Below are 18,941 nucleotides of genomic sequence, written 5' to 3'. Positions count from 1 at the left end.
CTCCCTGGGCGCCGGTCACGCAGGGGCGTCGCCTCCGGCCTCCTTCCTGTTCCGGCGCCGGGCCGTCACGAGAACACCGGTCGCCAGTGCACCGAGCACCAGGACGGTCGACCCGGTGCCGGCGAGGGCGAGGACCGGCCATGCCACAGCCCCGGCCCTGCCTCCGGCCTTCACGGCACCCTGGTTCCGCGCGGCCGGACCGGTCGGCTGCGCGACGACGGCCGGATGCGTCGCCGACGGAGGCAGCAGCGATCCGACGGGCCGGACACCGCCCCCCGCGTCGAAGCCCCAGTCCAGCAGCTCCCTTGCCTCCTTGTACACCGCCTGCCCGCCGGACGACTGGGGGTTCATGACCGTCACCAGCAGGGTGCGCCCGTCATGGCGGGCCGCCGCGATCAAGGTGTATCCGGCGTTGGTGGTGTAGCCGTTCTTGACGCCGATCAGTCCGGGATAGCGGCCCACGCCGTCGGCGCCGGTGAGCAGCCGGTTGGTGTTCGCGATCGGGTACGTGGACCCGTCTTCTCCGGGGAAGTCGGCTTGCGCGGTCGAGCAGTACCGGACGAAATCCGGGTTCCGCAGCCCGGCCCGTCCGAAGACGGCGAGGTCGTACGCGGACGAGACCTGCCCCGGCTCGTCGTAGCCGTCGGGGGTCACCACGTGGGTGTCGTCGGCGCCGAGAGCGCGGGCCTCGGCCTGCATCTGCCGGACGGTGGTCTCCACCCCGCCGTTCATGGCGGCGAGCACATGCACGGCGTCGTTGCCCGACATCAGGAACACGCCTCGCCACAGATCCGCCACCCTGTACGTCAGTCCTGGCGCGACGCCCACCAGGCTGCTGCCCTCGCCGAGGCCGACGAGGTCCTTCTCGGTAGCCATGTGGCGGGTGCGCGAATCGAGATGAGGCAGGACGGTGACGGCGAACAGCGTCTTCAGCGTGCTGGCGGGAGGAAGCCGGCGGTGCGCGTTCCGCGCGGCCAGCACCTCGCCCGTGTCCGCGTCGGCCACGAGCCAGGACAGGGCGGACAGATCGTCAGGCAGGTCCGGTGTGCTCCTGGCGGCCCATACCTTCGTACCCGGTCCGTCCAGCAGAGAACGCGGAGCAGCCGGCCGGGGCTGGGGCGGCGCCGGCTCATCTCCTGACCGCGCCGCGGCCGGCGTGGTCAGGAGGACGAGCGCGCCGGTGATCAGGGCCACGGCGCGGATGACGGAGGAGCACGCGATACGTCTGACTGCCATTCAGCCACCGTAGGAAGATGTGATCAGGTTCGCAGATCGCTTGATCCGGGTGGGTGCGGGCCTATTGGGGTACGGGAGTGGGCGGCCGCCCGGTTCCGCCCCAGCGGAACGACTGCCGCAACGGGACGGCATGGCCGCCCACCGGCCGGAAAGGGGCCCGCCGATGAGCCCCGTAAGCGGTCAAGGGATGCTTGCCTCCTGACACCGCTCGCCTCTGCCCCAGGAGCCCTCCATGAGAGCCCCGGAACCCACGCAGGACCCAGCCAAGGACGACGGCGCACCGTCGAAGCCGTGTTGCAGCCCCGGCCGTGGCCCCCGCACCGGCACGGCGGCGCACACGGCGGCGGACCAGCCCCCGCAGCCGACCGGGCCCGTGCCGGAACCCCCGCACCCCGTACGGCAGATGGCGGAACTCCCCGGCGGTACGTTCCAGATGGGTGACCCCTTCGGTGAGGGCTACCCGGCCGACGGCGAAGGCCCGGCCCGCGAGGTGGCCCTGGCGCCGTTCGCCATCGACGTCACCGCCGTCACCAACGCCGACTTCGCCGCCTTCGCCGAAGCCACCGGCTACGTCACGGACGCCGAACGCTTCGGGAACTCCTTCGTCTTCCATCTGCTCGTCCACGACGAAGCGAGGGCGCATGTGCTGGGCAGTGTGGCCCAGGCGCCGTGGTGGCTGGGCGTCGCCGGCGCCTCCTGGCGCGCGCCCGAGGGCCCCGGCTCCGACGTCGGGGACCGCGCAGACCACCCCGTCGTCCATGTATCCCACGCCGACGCCCTCGCATACTGCGCCTGGGCCGGGGTGCGGCTGCCCACCGAGGCCGAATGGGAGTACGCGGCGCGCGGCGGTCTGGAGGGCGCCCGCTACCCCTGGGGCGACGAATTCACCCCGGCCGGTCAGGAGATGTGCAACACCTGGCTGGGCGAATTCCCCCACCGTTCGGACCGCCCCGGCGGACGGACGGGCACGGTGCCCGTCACCGCATACGAGCCCAACGGATTCGGTCTGTACAACACGTCCGGCAACGTCTGGGAGTGGTGCGCGGACACGTTCGGGCCGGGCGAGAGGGTCATCCGCGGCGGCTCCTACCTGTGCCACGCGTCGTACTGCAACCGCTACCGGGTGGCCGCACGCTCGCACAACACCACGGACTCCTCCACCGGTCACGGGGGCTTCCGCTGCGCCCGCGATCTCGCCCCCGCTCAGTAGGACGCGAGGGCCGCCAGCTCACGCAGAGCCTCCTCGAGCGCTGTGCTGCCGTCGCCGTCGCCGTCGGACGGGCCCGCCCGCAGCTCGTTCAGGAGGGCGCGGGTTGCCGCCTGCAGGGCCCTGGTGAGGTCCGCGCCATCGAGTGAGCGTACGAGCGCTTCCCGCAGCGGGCCCGTGACATCGGCGGGCAGCCGGTCCGCGCCCTTCGCGTACGCGGACGGCAGGCCGAGGCGCAGACACGCCAGGGCCAGGACGTGGTCACGGATTCCGCTGACCCAGTACTCCGCCTGCCACGGGGCGCCGCGTTCGATGCACACGCGCGCGTGCAGGACGTGATGCCAGGCGAGCCCTGTCAGATGCCGGCGCTGATGAGCGCCTGCCGCGCTGGGCTGCCGCTCGACGGGTGTACCGAACACCGCCTTGAACGCCCCGTCGCCCAGGGGCCCGAACGCCGCAGCCGGCGTGAAGCCCAGGTCGATCTCGAGCAGGTCGCCGCCGAGCAGGAAAGCGCGGTAGACCGCGGGTCCGGCATGCACGTCGAAGTGGTGGACGGCGCCGAGTTCCCGATGGACGAATGCGCTCCAGTCCCGCAGTGTCTCCTCGACCGACCGGCCTGCCGCCACTCCGAGGAACAGGTCGATGTCCGACCACTGATCCTCCGTGCCGCGGGCGGCGGAACCGGTGAGGGCGGCTCCGGCGATCCGTTCGTCCTGGCGTGCCCGTTCGAGCAGCAGATTCCGTACCTGCCGGCGCCGTTCCACCGTGAACATGCGGTGCCCCCTTCCGCCGTGACCGCCGTTCCCGGACGGCATTCTGCCCGGGAGCGGGATGCGGCCGGACGTGGCCGCGCGGCTGCAGACGGCCGTTGAAGCGCTCCCGATGTCAACTGCCCGGCCACCAGCCGGAGAAGTGGTTCGTCGAAAGCCTTCTACCGGCCGGTAACTCACCGGTAGCCTCGCGTCCACTCGACCTCGTGACCATGACAACCCGCGTGAGGTGCGAACCGGTCACCCTCGCCGAACCCCCCACGAGAAGGAGCAGCGAACCATGGCAGGACGCGATGTGCGCAGACGGATCGGCGCGGTTTCGGTCGCGGCGGCCCTGAGCCTCGGGGTGAACGCCGCCGCCACCGTCCCGGCAGCCGCCGCCCCGGCAGCGACGGCGACCGCGGTCTCGGCACTGCAGGCCGATGTCGACTACGACACCTGGCAGAGCGACGTGCGGACCGTGATCGACCAGGCGCTGCCGTACGTCCGGCAGCGCACCGAGAACGCCGCCGGACAGAAGCTCGCCGTCGTCTTCGACATCGACAACACGACGCTGGAGACGTACTTCCACCCCTGGTACGAGTTCCCCACCCCGGCGGTCCAGCCGTCCCTGGAACTGGCGCGCTACGCGAAGTCGCGGGGCGTCGACGCCTTCTTCGTCACCGCACGGCCCGGCATCATCAAGAGCCTCACGGAGGCCAATCTGAAGTCCGTGGGCTATCCGGTCTCCGGGGTCTACGTACGCGATCTCCCCGACCTGTTCGAGGAGGTCAGCGCCTACAAGACCGGCAAGCGGGCCGAGATCGAGGCGCAGGGCTACACGATCATCGCGAACGTCGGCAACAACGAGTCCGACCTCGTCGGCGGGCACGCCGAGCGGACCTTCAAGCTGCCGGATTACGACGGACAGTTGTCCTGAGACCGAGCGGGTCCTGAACCAGGCGAGGTCTAGGCATCCTGGCCACGCTCCTTCGGCGACCGGATGGGCGGCCACTCCTCGGGCTTCTCGGCCGGAGTGAGCCGGGTGAACGCTTCGGCCAGGCGCCGGCAGACCTGCTCGATCTCCAGGCGGGTGTCGTTCCGCTCGGTGATGGTGGCCGAGAGCAACAGGGCCGTCAGGGCCACCGATCCGTTGAGGGCCTGCAGGGTGACCATTTTGGCGAGGAGGTCGTGACCGTAGAACGGGCCGGACCCTTCCGCACCCGCATGGATCGTGGCAACCGAAATGATCAGCACGCAGGGGGCGGCGCCGGCCAGCTGGAAGCGGAACGCCGCCCAGATCACGAACGGGAACACGAGGAAGAGCAGGCCGATCGTGGCCTGGGTGGCCACTACGGCGATCACGGTGGTGCCGGCCAGCAGGGCCACCGCCTCGGCCCACCGGCGGACCGGCACGTCGCGTGGCCACCGGCAGGTGCGGATGACGAGCAGGAGCGGTGCGATGACCAGCACGCCCATCGCGTCGCCCGTCCACCACACCGACCAGGCGGACCAGAAGTCGCCGGCCGGCAGGGCGCCGGAGAGCACCAGCACTCCGGTTCCGATGGTCGCACTGATCAGCATTCCGCCCAGCGCGCCGAGGAAGACCAGGGCGAGCGCGTCCTGCAGCCGGTCGATCTCGAAGCGGAATCCCGCCCGTCTGAGCAGCAGATACGCGCAGACCGGGGCCAGTGTGTTGCCGACCGCGATCACGACCACCGGAAGAAGCGAAGGACCGAGCGCCACGTTCACCAGGAACGCTCCGAGAGCGATCCCCGGCCACACCCGTGTGCCCCACAGCAGCAGGCTCACCAGGGCGATACCGGTGGGCGGCCACAGGGGTGTGATCTGCCCGCGGACCAGCTGCTGCATGAGCCCGATCCTGGCGGCCGCGTAGTAGACCGCCGCGACGGCAGCGATCTGCAGGCCCACGGCGGCGTGGTGCCGGAACCGCTGGCTGCTGGTTGCCACGGCGGTCATGTCCTTACGCCTCGTAGCTGAGGACGAGGACGGCCGCGTCGTCGCTGTGGCCGGTCAGGTCGGCCACTTTGATCACTTCGGCGGCCAGGCTGTCGGGGTCCGCGCAGCACGAGGCACGCACCAGTTCGGCCACCCGGTCCAGCCCTTCCTCGATCTCGTAGTCCGGGCCTTCCACCACGCCGTCCGTGAGCAGGACGAAGGCTCCCTTGCCCGTCAGCATGCGGCGGGTCGACGGGTACTTCTCGTCGGGCACGATGCCCAGGGGCAGACCGCCGTCGGCCATGACGACGTCGCAGCGGCCGTCGGACGACGCCCAGATCGCGGGAATGTGCCCGGCGCGGGAAGCCGTCAGCTCGCCGGTCGCGGGGTCGAAGCGGGCGAACAAGCAGGTCACGAAGAGGTCGGAGCCCATGGAGACCAGCAGGTCGTTGGTGCGACGCAGCACCTCCGCCGGGTCCGTGGTGGCCACCGCGACGGCGCGCAGGCAGGTGCGTACCTGTCCCATGTAGGCCGCGGCCTCGACGTCGTGGCCCTGTACGTCTCCGATCGTGAAGGCGACCGAGCCGTCCGGCATGGTGAAGACGTCGTACCAGTCGCCGCCGATGTCCAGACCGTCCCTGGCGGGTGCGTACCGTCCCGCGATCTGCAGCCCCGGCAGACGCGGTATCTCGGTGGGGAGGCACTGCCGCTGCAGTGCGGTCGCGAGCTCCACCCGGGCCTGCTGCAACTTGATCCGCTCGAGTATCTGGCCGGTGAGCTGACCGAGCGTGCGCAATCGTTCTTCGGCGCTGCTGGGCGGAGCGGTACGACGTCGGGGCATGGCATAACACTCCGGTCTTTGTCGGAGTTGCGCCATTTATCACGTTACCGCTGTTACGGGATACTTTTGCTGGTCGATTCCGGTGACCGTGCGGCGAGCCGGCGAGCGTGCTCACGGCCGGCAAGCGGGGTACCCCGACGGCATGGCCCTCGTGCAGCCTCAGGTCGCCGCCACGGCGCCGAAGGGCGAGGCTGTATAGGGGGCAGAGCGGCTGTGAGGAGAGGAGCGAACCGACGGTGAACAGCACGCAAGCGCATGAACCAGCGGTCCAGGTGCACGAACCGGAGGTCACGGTGGAGCTCAGCGAATGCTCCGCGCAGGACGCGCACACCGTCTTTTCCGCCCTGCGCACGTCCTTCGCATGTGATCGTCGGCCCAATGAGGTGCCGCACGAGGCCCATGCGACCCGCCCGACCGTATGGAACGCGACGTTCGACGTGTGTGAGGCGGGGTCCGGAGGCAAGCTGGGCGCCGTCGCCGAACCCGCGCAGCTGACGGGTCCCGTCATCGCGAACATCCAGGGCGGCTACCACGCCGTCGACCGGCTGCGCGACACCCTGGGTGCCGTGTTCGCCGTCGAGGTGGTCGGCAAGGTGTCCGGCGACCAGGAAAAAGAGATCCAGCTGCGGCTGACGACGAAGTAGCCGCCGCGGCCGGGGCGTGGCAGAGCCCGCAACCAGACGGTGAGCCTACGGGCTTCGCGGGCTCGACCTCGCGGCGGTGGTTCAGTGCGGCGGGACTATGCCAGTGCCGCCCGGCAGCGGTTGAGGTATTCCGCCAGGTTGCCTCGCTGGGTGGGGGTCAGGCCCGAGAGCATCCGCTCCTCGAGCTCGCTCACCGCCTCCTCGTACGTGTCGAGCAGGTCGTGGCCGGCCTCGGTGAGGCTGAGGAGCAGGACCCGCCGGTTCTCCGGGTTGCGGCGGCGGGTGATCAGGCCGCGCCGTTCGAGAGCCGTGACCATGTCCGCCATCGACTGCGCGGTGACGAAGGAGTTGCGGGCGAGCTGCGCGGAGCTCATCCCGTCGCGGCGGCGGAGCACCGTGAGCGCGGTGTACTGCAGCGCGGTGATGCCGGCCGGCTTGACCAGCTCGTCCAGGTGGGAGCGCGTCACGAGCTCGACCTGCTTGATCGTGTACAGCAGGGTCGGATGCGGGACCTCGTCGATGTCCGTCGCCCCTCCGTCGCCGCTCCTGCCGGCTGTGCGCGCCACGTGCTCCTCCACTGCTTGCGTCATTCAGGTTTCCTGATTATGCCCAGACCCTTGCCATCGCCGCCATGGGGCGTAATTATCAGGAAACCTGTTGGTCGCAGTGGTGCGGCCACCATCTGTGCGGTGCGGCGAGCCGCCGTGCCGGGAAGGCGAGCGGGCCATGTCCCTTTCCGAGGAGCAGGACGTCTCCACTGTGCGCAGGCCGCACATCGAACCGGGCAGGCTGTTCATCGACGGCGAGTGGCGAGAAGCGGACGCCAAGGGCCGCCGGGACGTGATCGACCCGTCCACGGGCCAGGTGCTCACGACCGTGGCGGAGGCCGGCGCCTCCGACCTCGACACCGCTGTCGCGGCGGCGCGCAAGGCGTTCGACGAGAGCGGCTGGGCACAGCTGCCGGGCCGCGAGCGGGCCCGCATCCTGAACCGGGCCGGCGACATCATCCGTCGCCGCGCCGACGACCTCGTCGCCGCCGAGAGCGCGAACGTCGGCAAGCCGGTGTCGCTGTGCCGCGTCGTCGACGTGGCGACGGCCGCCGAGGAGTACGAGTACTGCGCGGCCCTGGCGCAGACCGTCGAGGGCTCCACCCGGCAGATCCCGATCCCCTCGCACGCCTACACCCGCCGTGAGCCGCTCGGCGTCGTCGGCGCGATCACCCCGTTCAACTTCCCGCTGATCCTCAGTAGTTCGAAGATCGCCCCCGCGCTGGCCGCGGGCAACACCGTGGTCCACAAGCCTGCCGAGGAGACCCCGCTCAGCGCCCTGCTGATGGCGGAGATCCTGACCGAGGCCGGCGTCCCGAACGGCGTGCTGAACGTCGTCACCGGCAGCGGCTCCGTGGTCGGCGAGGCGCTGCTGCGCCACCCCGGCATCGACAAGGTCGCCTTCACAGGCTCGACGAAGATCGGCCGCCACGCGGCCGCCGTGGCCGGCGAGGCACTCAAGCCCGTCACCATGGAGCTCGGCGGCAACGCCGCGCACATCGTCTTCGAGGACGCCGACGTGGAGAAGGCGATCGGCGCCGCCATCAAGGGCTTCGTCTTCAACACCGGCCAGTTCTGCATGGGCGGACCGCGGCTGCTGGTCCACAGCTCGTTGTACGACACGGTGGTGGGGGCGCTCGCCGGAGCCGTCCCGGGTGTGCCCTGCGGCGACCCGTTCGACCCGGCGACGGTCATCGGACCGATGGCCGGCGAGCGGCACCTCGCCAAGGTCGAGGAATACGTCCGCATCGCCAAGGAGGACGGCGGGCGCGTCGTCGCCGGAGGTGAGCGCCTGGACCTCGACGGCGGCTACTACTACCGGCCGACCGTCATCGCCGACCTCGGCAACGACTCCCGGGCCGTGCAGGAGGAGATCTTCGGCCCGGTCCTGACCGTGCAGTCCTTCGACACCGAGGACGAGGCCGTGGCCATGGCCAACAGCACGCCGTACGGCCTGGCCTCCGGCCTGCAGACCAAGGACGTGGCCCGCGCCCACCGGGTGGCGGCGCGGCTGCAGGCGGGCATCGTCTGGGTCAACGACTGGGCGATGCTCGACCCCGCGATCCCCTTCGGCGGCGTCAAGCAGTCCGGTTTCGGACGCGAGTACGGGCCGGAGGCGCTGGAGGCGTACACCAAGGTCAAGTCCGTGGTGATCTCGCTCGCCTGACGGTTTTCCGCGGCTCGCGGGTTCGCCGGCGGTCCGAAATCCGGCGACGGCACGAACCCCGCCGGAGCGCCCTTGCCCCGTCCGCCCCACCCACCGAGTGGCTGGTTCGCCCGACGGCCGGCCTGCCGCCCGCTCGCAGCACCCTCGCTGGCCGGTTCACCGCCCGGCCGGCCTGATCACCGCTCGGCCGGTTCACCTCCGGCCGGCCTGCGGCCCGGCCGGACCACCCCCCTGGCCGGTCCACCGCCCGGCCGGCTGGACCACTACTCGGCCGGTTCACGTTCCTGGTCGGCTTTGCGGCCCGGCCGGACCACCGCCCGCCCGGTCGGACCACCGCCCGCCGGTCCCCCTCGCCCTGCCGGTCGAGGGACCCGGCCCGGCAATCGGCCCCCGTTCGTCCCCAGCGAGGGCCACCCACTCGATGGGGCCTCGTCCCCTCCCCTGCGAGGCCCCATCCCACTCGTTCGATCTCTCCCAGTCCCCGATCGGGCCGCTACGCCGGCCGATCCGCGCTGTCTGCGCCGTCCGCAAGGAGCTTTCACATGACCACCACCACCGCCGCGGCTGTCGTCGAGTCGGCAGGCGCCGGTTTCTCCCTCACCGAGGTCGAACTCGCCGAGCCCCGCCCGGACGAGGTCCTCGTACGCATGGCCGCCGCCGGCGTCTGCCACACGGACCTCGGCGTCGCCGCGGGCGCGCTGCCCTTCCCGCTGCCCGGCGTGCTGGGCCACGAGGGCGCGGGTGTCGTGGAGTCCGTCGGCTCCGCCGTAACCCGCGTCAAGCCCGGTGACCACGTCCTGCTGTCCTTCACCTCCTGCGGCCGCTGCGCCGACTGCCGCGACGGACACCCCGCCTACTGCGAGGCCTGGCTGCCGCTGAACCTGCTGGGCGGAGCCCGCGCGGACGGCTCGGCGACCGTGACCCGCGGCGGCGAGGCCATCGGCGGGCACTTCTTCGGCCAGTCGTCCTTCGCCCGGCATGCGCTGGTCGACGAGCGCAGCCTGGTCAAGGTCCCGTCCGACGTGCCGCTGGAGCTCATGGCGCCGCTCGGCTGCGGCGTGCAGACCGGGGCGGGCGCCGTGTGGAACGTTCTGAAGCCCCGGCCCGGGGCGACCCTGGTCGTCACCGGCGCCGGCGCGGTCGGACTGTCCGCGGTCATGGCGGCCCGGCTGACCCCCGCCACCGGCATCATCGCCGTCGACCGCGTTCCCGCCCGGCTCGAGCTGGCACGCGAACTCGGCGCGACCCACACCATCGACACCACCAGCGACGACCTGGCCGAAACCGTCGCCGAGATCACCGGTGGCCACGGCGCCGACGGCGTGGTGGAGACGACCGGCAACATCCAGGTGGCGGGCGCCGCGATCGGTACCCTCGCCGCCCGCGGCACGGCAGTCCTGGTCGGAGCGCCGGCCTTCGGCTCGACCGTGCCGGTCGACGTCAACTTCATGCTGCCGGGCCGCCAGGTCGTGGGTCTGACCCTCGGTGACAGCGAGACGGAGGCGCTGATCCCGGTCCTGGTCGAGCTGGTGGCCTCCGGCCGCATGCCGGTCGACCGGCTGGTCAGGCACTACAAGTTCGAGGAGATCCAGCAGGCGGTCGGCGACGTGGTGTCCGGCGCGGCGATCAAGCCGGTCCTGACCTTCTGAACCCACCCCCCAGCACGCAGGACCCCGGCCCGGGCCGCCGCGGCGTCGCACGACGCGGCGGCCATCGCGTCGCACGCGCCGAGTCCATCGTGTCGCAGCCGCAGACCGCCGCAACCGTGTCGCTCTCGGCGCAGGCGGCAGGAGCTCCCCATGGTGGAACAGGCACAGCCCGGCCGGGCCGGTGCCGACGGCAAGCCGCGATGGGCAAGGGGCAGGACGTGAACAGTACGGATGTGTTGCGCGACGGCTACGGCCGTATCCAGGAGGCGGTGCACGCCGCCGTCGAGGGGCTCTCGGCCGAGGAGCTGACCGCCCGCATCGATCCCGGGGCCAATTCGATCGCCTGGCTGGTGTGGCATCTGACCCGGGTGCAGGACGACCACATCTCCGACGTCGCCGGACTCGAGCAGGTATGGGTGTCCCAGGACTGGGCCGGCCGTTTCGAACTGCCCTACGCGAAGCGGGCGACCGGATTCGGTCACAGCAGTCGGCAGGTCGGGAAGATGAAGGTCGACTCGGACGAACTGCTGCTCGGGTACTACGACGCGGTGCACGAGCAGACCCTGGACTTCCTGAACGGCCTCGAGGACGGCGACCTCGACCGCATCGTGGACGAGAGCTGGACCCCTCCGGTCAGCCTCGGCGTCCGCCTGGTCAGCGTCATCGAGGACGACCTCCAGCACGCGGGCCAGGCGGCTTTCGTCCGCGGCGTGCTGGAACGCCGTCAGGAGGACTGAACCACAGCCGCCCGTGATTCCCCGCGTGGTCCCAGGCGCAGGTGGTGAAAGGCGCAGGTGGTCACAGGCACAGTATGACCAGGGCCGTGTCGTCGGCGTTCCCGCTGTGCGCAAGCAGATCCGCCAGGAGGGCGTCGGCCAGATCCTCGGTGCCCAGGGTCCGGTGCCTCGTGAGGCAGTCGGCGAGCCGGTCGAGACCTGTGTAGATGTCCTCGCCGCGTCGTTCGACGAGGCCGTCGGTGTACAGGACGAGTGTGGAGCCGGCTGCGCAGCGCGTGCGGGCCTGCGGCCGGGGACGATGCTCGAGGCGGGCACCGAGCGGCGGGTCGGTGGCCTCGTCGAGGAAACGGACGGCACCGCCGGGGTCCATGAGGGCGGGCGGAGGGTGGCCGGCGCTGCTGTACATGACGGTCCCGGCGTCGCGGTCGATCACGGCCAGGACCGCGGTGGTGGATTCGGCGCCCTGCACCGATCTGGCGTACAGCTCCAGCGCGTCCAAGGCCTGCGCGGGCCCGTCCGCGACGGGTACGGCCGCGCACAGGGCGCTGCGCAGCTGCCCCATGACGCAGGCCGCCTCCAGACCGTGACCGACGACATCGCCGACGGTGACCGCGATCCGGCCGTCCTTCAGATCTACGAGGTCGTACCAGTCGCCGCACACGTTCAGCGTCCCGAGGGCGGGCCGGTAGCGCACCGCCACCCTGTGGCGCCGGACCCGCTCGGGTGGCGGCAGCATGGCGCGCTGCAGCGCGAGGGCCACCTCGCGTTCCCGCGCGTGGGCCTCGCGCAGCTGCTCGTTGACCTCCTGCAGCTCCCCGGCGCGGGTGAAGAGGTCGGCTTCCATGAGCCGTTGGCGGTCCCCGCCGTCCCCCTGTCCGCGGGCCCGCATGAGCTCGGTGACCTCCTCGACCCGGTGGACGATCAGCGCCACCTTCCCGTCCGGATCCAGAACGGGGCTGTTGACCGGGCTCCAGTACCGCTCATCGAACACGCCAGGCCGGTCCGGTATCTCGACGTCGTAGCGCTGCAGCGCCATGCTGTCGCGCTTGCCGGTGGCCACGACCCGGTGCAGGGACGCTCTGAGGTTGCGTATCCCCGAGGCGGAAGGATCCGTGGGATTGTCGGGGAACACGTCGAACAGACGGCGGCCCACCAACTGGTCGCGCGGGCGGCCGGACAGACGCTGGTACATCGGGTTCGCGTCAAGGATGACCAGGTCCGGATCGAGCAGCAGCACGGCGCTGGTAAGCGCGTTGAATACCCTCTCGTAGTCGATACCGGACTCTCTCATGATCTGCCCGCCTGAATCGACGTCCGTTCCAGATCTCCCGGACCTCCCAGAATAAACAGGAAGCCCTGTCCGGCCATTTCCGACGGCAATACAGATGTCTTTCCTGCTGCCAGTCCGGAGCGTCACTCGTGCGGCCGGGCGGGCCATCGCCCCTGGTCCGATGGGGCGTAGCCGCGGCGCCAACGCGGTCCGGAATGCGCGGGTTCCCGCACCGGGGGGTTTCACTGTCGTCCGGGTGGGCCTTCGTGCGGGAGGGGAAGGCCCTGGGAACGCACAGAGGAGCAGCGAAATGGGACACGGCGGAGACGTCATCGCCGAATTGATCACCGACCATGAGGAAGTCGAGGATATCTTCGTCGAGATCGAGGGGCTGCCGTCCGGCGACCGAATGCGGAAAAAGCACGCCGACCGGGCGACCATCGAATTGGTCCGGCACTCGGTGGCGGAGGAGGCATATCTCTATCCGGCGGTACGCGAGCACGTCCCCGGTGGCGGGGAGATCGCGGACAAGGAGCTGGAGGACCACGCCCGGGCCGAGCGCACCATGAAGGACCTCGAGGGCCTCGAGGCCGATGATCCCCAGTTCGACACGCTGATCAACCAGCTGATCTCGGAGATCCGGGAGCACATCACGGACGAGGAGGAGAACCTCTTCCCTCGCCTGCGCAGGTCCTGCACCGCCGAGACGCTGAACGACCTCGGGGACAAGGTGAGGACGGCCAAGAAGACGGCGCCCACCCGCCCGCACCCGTCCGCCCCCGACAAGCCGCCCGCGAACAAGCTGCTGGCACCGGGCGTCGGACTCGTCGACCGGCTCCGTGACACGCTGACCGGTCGCGGCAAGGAGTCTTGACGGCGTCACGAGTGTGCTCTGGTCGCGGGAGAGCGGGAGAGCGGGAGAGCGGGAGAGCGGGAGAGCGGGGAGCATTCTGCCCGGCTGTGGGCGCCTGCCCGCGGCCGGGCAGAGGCGCGGGCGAGCGCGGTTGGGCAGTGGCGGCAGGACGGCGGTCACGATCGTGGCACCGTACAGACCGTCACGACCTGTCGCTCCGCGACCACCCGTCCCACCCGAGCCGGTGACGGATACGGGCCAGCCACGGATAACGCTCCCGCTGCTCGCGTGCGTTGCGGTCGAGCTCCTCCAGCAGACGCTTGGAGCGGTGCTCCAGGTCCAGCTCGTCGAGGATGCGGTTGACCTCGGTGAGCAGCGCACCGTGGAGGTGCCAGTGGCGGGGGTCCTGTTCCACGCCGTCCAGCAGCACCAGTGCCAGTTTGTCGCGGCTCGTGTTCGCCGCGGCCAGTTCACCGGCGAGCCGGGCCTCGGCGGCCTCGGCGTTCTCGCTGACCTGGGTGGTGACCAGCACCGCGAAACTGACCACGGCGTCGGCGACATGGCCCAGCAGCTCCTGCAGGGCCACACCGACGTCCCGTGGGAGGAGCGGCTCGTCGGGCCGCACCTTGGCGAGATCGGTGAGGGTGCGGGCCAGGACACGCAGCACGACCGTGCAGATCTCCAGGGTGTCGAGTCCCGTCCGCAGCACGACGCGGTGCAGCAAGCCCTCCTTCACCCGCGGGTTGAGCCGCAGGCTCTCCTCCGCCTGCCGCAGCGCCGCGTCGACCTCGGCGATGTCGTGGTCGAGGCGGCGCGCCTCGTGCAGCCGGTCGGCCGCCTCCTCGGGCGCTGTGGGGGAGGTCAGCTCCTCGCCGCTGCGCAGCAGCAGACGGCGCATACGGCGGGCCAGGTCCACGATCGAGGCGCCCGCTTCGTCGACCCACACGGGCGGCACCAGCAGAAAGTTGAACGCCAGGCCCACCGCGGCGCCGATCAGCGTCTCGAGGACCCGGTCCCACGCGGTGTCGGCCACGCGGGTCACGCCGAGCACCAGCATGGCGCTGATCGCCACCTCGGGGACGAACTCGCTCACGCGGACGAAGTGGCCGATGGTGAGGGACGCCAGGATGATCAGGCCGAGGCTCCACCACGTCAGCCCCACCAGCACACTGAACCCGATGGCGATCAGCACGCCGACCACGACCGAGTTCACCCGGCGGATGCCGGTGGTCAGCGTGGCGTAGAGAGTCACCTGGACGACCAGCAGCGCGGTGAGCGGAGCCGTCAGCGGTGCCGGCTCGTCGCTCAGCTGGAGGGCGACGACGTAGGCGATGGTGGCCGCGGCGGTGGAACGCAGCGTCTGTACGACGATGGGCTCGCGGCTCCGCTTCACGAACTCGGCCACCGGCACAGACAGTGCTGCACCACGTACTTGAGGCATCCCTGGTCACTTCCCGGCTCTGCGGCACCACCGACCACCAACGTGGTACAGGGTGCCGCAGGGCGCGCGGAAGCGGGGGAGCGTCCGAGGGCTGGGATTATCCGCCTGCGTACGCCTTCTCCAGGGCGGCGATGTCGAACCTGACCATCGACATCATCGCCTCGGTGGCGCGCTTCGCCTTCTCCGGGTCCGGGTCGCTGATCATCTCGATGAGACCGGCGGGGACGACCTGCCAGCACACGCCGTACCTGTCCTTGAGCCAGCCGCAGGCGACCTCCTGGCCGCCCTCGGAGAGCCGGTCCCAGTAGGAGTCGAGTTCCTCCTGGTCGTCGCAGAAGATCTGGAACGAGATGGCCTCGTTGAACGTGAACTGCGGCCCGCCGTTCAGCGCGACGAACTTCTGGCCGTTGGCCTCGAACTCGACGGTCAGGACGGAGCCGACGGGACCCGGCCCCGCCTCTCCGTGACGGACGATCCGCCCGAGCCTGGAGTCCTTGAAGATCGAGATGTAGTGGTTCGCCGCTTCCTCGGCCTGCCCGTCGAACCACAGGCACGTGGTGAATCCCTTTGTTGCCATCGGTACCTCCTTGCAGATGAGCGTGTGCAGCTGTACCGACCGGTCCGGGGCCGCAAACTCATCGGTGCCCGGCGGGTGTCCTGTTCGCCCATGTGGAGCCACCGCCGTTGCGCGGCCACCCGCGACTCCCGATGTTGGACATGGGGCCGACTGGAACCAGTCTCACCCAGGAACCCGTGTCATCGGCTCGATCGGGGGCACCCAGCACCGCAAAAGGGGTGTTCCGGCTGGTGAGGTCTAGGCGGTGGGAAACCATGGAGCTGCCCGTGGTCGTGGGCGTGGACGGGTCCGAGCCGAGTCTCAGCGCCGCCGAGTGGGCCGCCGACGAGGCCGTGCTGCACGGGGTGCACCTGCGCGTGGTGCACGCGTCGCTGTGGGAGAGATACGAGGGGGCCGCGCTCGCCGAGGACGTGGGCGAGCCGTCGGAGCGGGCGATGGCCGAGAACATCGTCGGCGCGGCGGCCGAACGGGTCCGGCTGCGCAACCCCGAAGCGAAGATCTGCACCGCCGTTCTGCCCGAGGACACGGTGACCGCGCTGCTGCGCGCGGGCCGGAACGCCTCGATGCTGGTCACCGGGTCGCGGGGCCGCAGCGGTGTCGCCGAACTGGCGCTCGGCTCGGTGAGCCTGGCGCTCGCCGGCCATGCCGACTGCCCGGTGATCGTGCTGCGCGGCAGCCACGACCAGCACAGCGGCCACCGGCGTGTCGTCCTCGGCCTCGGCGAACCGCCCCGGGGCGCGGCGGCCGTGCGCTTCGCCTTCGAGGAGGCCGAGGCACGTGGCGCCGAGCTGCACGTCGTACGGGCCTGGCGGCGCCCCGCGCACGAGCCCGCGAACCATCCGCTGATGGCCGGCGACCCGGCGCACTATCACGAGACGCGGGCCGCCGAGATCCTCGACGAGGCCCTGGAGGAGGCCGAGCAGGACCATCCCGGCGTCATGCTGCGCCGGCGGACCGTCGAGGGCACGGCCCGCAGGGTGCTCCGGGAGGCGTCCTCCATGGCCGATCTGCTGGTCGTCGGCGCCCAGCGCTACCACGGCCATGGTCATTTCGGTCTTCAGCTGGGCCGGATCGCGCACTCGGTGCTGCACCACGCCGCCTGCCCCGTCGCCGTCGTACCGCAGCGGGTGTGACCTGTGGCCGGCTCAGTCCGTCAGATCCGCCGCGCGGTCGGGGACGTATGTCTGCAGGTCGCGCGGAGGGCGCTCGTAGCCCTTGGACGGGGGCCTGGGCGGCAGTTCGAGATCGGGGAAGGGCACGTCGCGGTACGGAACCGAGTCGAGCAGATGGGCGATCATGTTGATCCGCGCCCGGCGCTTGTCGTCGCTCTCGACCACGAACCACGGCGCTTCCGGGATGTCGGTGTGCACCATCATGTCGTCCTTGGCGCGCGAGTAGTCCTCCCAGCGCCTGATCGACTCCAGGTCCATCGGCGAGAGCTTCCACCGCTTCGTGGGGTCCTCCAGACGCTGGCGGAAGCGCCTCTCCTGCTCGGCGTCGCTCACCGAGAACCAGTACTTGCGCAGCAGGATCCCGTCCTCGACCAGCATCCGCTCGAAGATCGGGCACTGGTGGAGGAACCGCTGGTGCTCCTGCTTCGTGCAGAAGCCCATGACGTGCTCGACACCCGCGCGGTTGTACCAGCTGCGGTCGAGGAGCGCGATCTCGCCCGCCGCGGGCAGATGCGCGACATACCGCTGGAAGTACCACTGAGAGCGCTCCCGCTCGGTGGGTACGGGCAGCGCGACGATCCGGGCGACCCGCGGATTGAGACGGTCGGCGACCCGCTGGATCGTGCCGCCCTTGCCCGCGGCGTCCCGTCCCTCGAAGACCACCACCAGGCGGGCGCCCTCGGCGCGCACCCACTCCTGAAGCTTCACGAGCTCGGTCTGCAGCCGCAGCAGCTCGCGCTCGTAGACCTTCCGCGACAGGGCGGCCGACTCCTCCGGCTTGTTCACGGCCATACCGCCTCCCTACCCCGACGACGCCCGCCTACGACGTTACGGAGCCATTCATGCGCAAGGTCAAGCGCCAGGACAGCACGGTACTGACCGACGACGAACTGAGCACCCTGGACGCCCACTGGAGGGCCGCCAACTATCTGTCCGCCGGCCAGATCTACCTGATGACGAATCCGCTGCTGAAGGAGGAGCTGCGCCCCGAGCACATCAAGCCGCGGCTGCTCGGCCACTGGGGCACATCGCCGGGCCTGAACCTCGTCCACACGCATCTCAACCGCGCCATCAAGGCCCGCGGCCGCGACACCGTGTGCATCTGGGGCCCCGGCCACGGCGGCCCTTCCGTCCTCGCCAACTCCTGGCTGGAGGGGAGCTACACCGAGACCTACCCGGACGTGACCCGGGACGAAGCGGGCATGGAGCGCCTCTTCCGGCAGTTCTCCTTCCCCGGCGGCGTGCCCAGCCACGTCGCCCCCGAGACCCCGGGCTCCATCCACGAGGGCGGCGAGCTCGGCTACTCCCTCGCGCACGCGTACGGCGCCGCGCTCGACAACCCCGGTCTGCTGGTCGCCTGCGTCATCGGCGACGGCGAGGCGGAGACCGGACCGCTGGCGGCGTCCTGGCACTCCAACAAGCTCCTCGACCCCGTCCACGACGGTGCCGTGCTGCCGATCCTCCATCTCAACGGCTACAAGATCGCCAACCCCACGGTGCTGGCCCGGCTGCCCGAGGCCGAGCTCGACGAGCTGCTGCGCGGCTACGGCCACGACCCGATCCACGTCACCGGCGACGACCCGAAAGCCGTGCACCAGGCCATGGCCGCGGCGCTCGACCAGGCCCTGGACCGCATCGACAGCGCGCAGCGGGCGGCCCGCGAGGACGGCGCGACCGAGCGCCCGCGCTGGCCCGTCATCGTGCTGCGCACGCCCAAGGGCTGGACCGGTCCCGCCGAGGTCGACGGCACACCGGTCGAGGGCACCTGGCGCTCCCACCAGGTGCCGCTCGCCGGAGTACGCGAAAACCCCGAGCACCTGCGGCAGTTGGAGGCCTGGCTGCGCTCGTACCGGCCCGAGGAGCTCTTCGACGAGCACGGCCGGCCCCGCGAGCACGTCCTCGCCTGCATCCCCGAAGGCGCCCTGCGGCTCGGTTCCACGCCGCACGCCAACGGCGGCCTGCTCGTACGCGAACTGCCGATGCCGGAGCTGGAGCGTTTCGCCGTACCCGTGGACAAGCCGGGCGCGACGATGCACGAGCCCACCAGGGTCCTCGGCGCCTTTGTCGAGCAGATCATGGCGGCCACGCAGGAGCGCCGTGACTTCCGGGTCGTGGGACCCGACGAGACCGAGTCCAACCGGCTGGGCGCCGTGTTCGGCGCCACCGGCAAGGCCTGGCAGGCGGAGGTCCTGCCGACCGACGAGCACCTGTCCCGGCACGGCCGGGTCATGGAGATCCTCTCCGAGCACCTGTGCCAGGGCTGGCTGGAGGGCTATCTGCTCACCGGCCGGCACGGCCTGTTCTCCTGCTACGAGGCGTTCGTCCACATCGTCGACTCGATGGTCAACCAGCACATCAAGTGGCTCAGGACCTCCCGGCAGCTGACCTGGCG

18 protein-coding genes are annotated in these 18,941 nt (G+C 70.8%); 9 read left to right on the top strand and 9 right to left on the bottom strand.

What is annotated here, in order from left to right; genetic code table 11:
- Window positions 1-15: 15 nt before the first annotated feature.
- Complete coding sequence (locus tag ACWD4J_RS37850; RefSeq protein ID WP_451400076.1) at window positions 16-1,236, bottom strand: D-alanyl-D-alanine carboxypeptidase family protein; 1,221 nt, start codon at window positions 1,234-1,236, stop codon at window positions 16-18.
- A 232-nt stretch (window positions 1,237-1,468) separates the two neighbouring features.
- On the opposite strand from ACWD4J_RS37850, the gene ACWD4J_RS37845 reads away from it, so the two are divergent.
- Window positions 1,469-2,446: a formylglycine-generating enzyme family protein gene (locus tag ACWD4J_RS37845; RefSeq protein ID WP_451400075.1), complete on the top strand. Its 978-nt coding sequence runs from the start codon at window positions 1,469-1,471 to the stop codon at window positions 2,444-2,446.
- Here ACWD4J_RS37845 and ACWD4J_RS37840 read toward each other — a convergent pair.
- A complete protein-coding gene (locus tag ACWD4J_RS37840; protein WP_451400074.1) occupies window positions 2,440-3,216 on the bottom strand; it encodes a nucleotidyltransferase domain-containing protein in 777 nt (258 codons plus the stop codon). The two genes, ACWD4J_RS37845 and ACWD4J_RS37840, sit on opposite strands and share 7 nt — an antisense overlap.
- Window positions 3,217-3,493: 277 nt before the next feature.
- Between ACWD4J_RS37840 and ACWD4J_RS37835 the strand changes: the two genes are divergently transcribed.
- A complete protein-coding gene (locus tag ACWD4J_RS37835) occupies window positions 3,494-4,132 on the top strand; it encodes an HAD family acid phosphatase (protein WP_451400073.1) in 639 nt (212 codons plus the stop codon).
- A 29-nt stretch (window positions 4,133-4,161) separates the two neighbouring features.
- On the opposite strand, the gene ACWD4J_RS37830 is transcribed toward ACWD4J_RS37835, so the two are convergent.
- A complete protein-coding gene (locus ACWD4J_RS37830) occupies window positions 4,162-5,172 on the bottom strand; it encodes an MASE1 domain-containing protein (RefSeq protein WP_451400072.1) in 1,011 nt (336 codons plus the stop codon).
- Between the two features lie 4 nt (window positions 5,173-5,176).
- Window positions 5,177-5,992, bottom strand: a complete 816-nt coding sequence (locus tag ACWD4J_RS37825) for a PP2C family protein-serine/threonine phosphatase (RefSeq protein WP_451400071.1) — start codon at window positions 5,990-5,992, stop codon at window positions 5,177-5,179.
- A 236-nt stretch (window positions 5,993-6,228) separates the two neighbouring features.
- Here ACWD4J_RS37825 and ACWD4J_RS37820 point away from each other — a divergent pair, with 236 nt between their 5' ends.
- A complete protein-coding gene (locus ACWD4J_RS37820; protein ID WP_451400070.1) occupies window positions 6,229-6,636 on the top strand; it encodes a hypothetical protein in 408 nt (135 codons plus the stop codon).
- A gap of 95 nt (window positions 6,637-6,731) precedes the next feature.
- On the opposite strand, the gene ACWD4J_RS37815 is transcribed toward ACWD4J_RS37820, so the two are convergent.
- A complete protein-coding gene (locus ACWD4J_RS37815) occupies window positions 6,732-7,226 on the bottom strand; it encodes a MarR family winged helix-turn-helix transcriptional regulator (RefSeq protein ID WP_451400069.1) in 495 nt (164 codons plus the stop codon).
- 136 nt (window positions 7,227-7,362) lie between these two features.
- Between ACWD4J_RS37815 and ACWD4J_RS37810 the strand changes: the two genes are divergently transcribed.
- The 3 genes from ACWD4J_RS37810 (at window position 7,363) to ACWD4J_RS37800 (ending at window position 11,236) form a co-directional block, all read left to right on the top strand.
- A complete protein-coding gene (locus tag ACWD4J_RS37810; protein WP_451400068.1) occupies window positions 7,363-8,850 on the top strand; it encodes an aldehyde dehydrogenase family protein in 1,488 nt (495 codons plus the stop codon).
- Window positions 8,851-9,392: 542 nt separating this feature from the next.
- Window positions 9,393-10,499 carry an NAD(P)-dependent alcohol dehydrogenase gene (locus ACWD4J_RS37805; protein WP_451400067.1) on the top strand — a complete coding sequence of 369 codons (1,107 nt, stop codon included), beginning with the start codon at window positions 9,393-9,395 and terminating at the stop codon, window positions 10,497-10,499.
- Between the two features lie 218 nt (window positions 10,500-10,717).
- Entirely contained in the window at window positions 10,718-11,236 is a 519-nt protein-coding gene (locus ACWD4J_RS37800) for a mycothiol transferase (protein WP_451400066.1), read from the top strand.
- Between the two features lie 61 nt (window positions 11,237-11,297).
- Here ACWD4J_RS37800 and ACWD4J_RS37795 read toward each other — a convergent pair whose 3' ends face one another.
- Window positions 11,298-12,527: a PP2C family protein-serine/threonine phosphatase gene (locus ACWD4J_RS37795; protein ID WP_451400065.1), complete on the bottom strand. Its 1,230-nt coding sequence runs from the start codon at window positions 12,525-12,527 to the stop codon at window positions 11,298-11,300.
- A 289-nt stretch (window positions 12,528-12,816) separates the two neighbouring features.
- On the opposite strand from ACWD4J_RS37795, the gene ACWD4J_RS37790 reads away from it, so the two are divergent.
- Window positions 12,817-13,380, top strand: a complete 564-nt coding sequence (locus ACWD4J_RS37790) for a hemerythrin domain-containing protein (RefSeq protein WP_451400064.1) — start codon at window positions 12,817-12,819, stop codon at window positions 13,378-13,380.
- 181 nt (window positions 13,381-13,561) lie between these two features.
- On the opposite strand, the gene ACWD4J_RS37785 is transcribed toward ACWD4J_RS37790, so the two are convergent.
- Both ACWD4J_RS37785 and ACWD4J_RS37780 read right to left on the bottom strand, forming a co-directional pair.
- On the bottom strand, window positions 13,562-14,800 hold the full coding sequence (locus ACWD4J_RS37785; RefSeq protein ID WP_451400063.1) for an FUSC family protein: 1,239 nt from the start codon (window positions 14,798-14,800) through the stop codon (window positions 13,562-13,564).
- 97 nt (window positions 14,801-14,897) lie between these two features.
- Window positions 14,898-15,377, bottom strand: a complete 480-nt coding sequence (locus tag ACWD4J_RS37780; protein ID WP_451400062.1) for a VOC family protein — start codon at window positions 15,375-15,377, stop codon at window positions 14,898-14,900.
- Between the two features lie 254 nt (window positions 15,378-15,631).
- On the opposite strand from ACWD4J_RS37780, the gene ACWD4J_RS37775 reads away from it, so the two are divergent.
- Window positions 15,632-16,510, top strand: a complete 879-nt coding sequence (locus ACWD4J_RS37775) for a universal stress protein (protein WP_451400061.1) — start codon at window positions 15,632-15,634, stop codon at window positions 16,508-16,510.
- 12 nt (window positions 16,511-16,522) lie between these two features.
- On the opposite strand, the gene ppk2 is transcribed toward ACWD4J_RS37775, so the two are convergent.
- Window positions 16,523-17,341 carry a polyphosphate kinase 2 gene (gene ppk2 / locus ACWD4J_RS37770; RefSeq protein ID WP_451400060.1) on the bottom strand — a complete coding sequence of 273 codons (819 nt, stop codon included), beginning with the start codon at window positions 17,339-17,341 and terminating at the stop codon, window positions 16,523-16,525.
- A gap of 50 nt (window positions 17,342-17,391) precedes the next feature.
- Between ppk2 and ACWD4J_RS37765 the strand changes: the two genes are divergently transcribed.
- Window positions 17,392-18,941, top strand: a 1,550-nt coding sequence (locus tag ACWD4J_RS37765) for a phosphoketolase family protein (protein WP_451400059.1), incomplete at its 3' end; no start/stop codon positions are given.

This window comes from Streptomyces sp. NPDC002577, from assembly GCF_053594815.1.
Note: the sequence above shows the minus strand (reverse complement) of the source record. Positions and strands in the feature narration are given on the sequence as shown.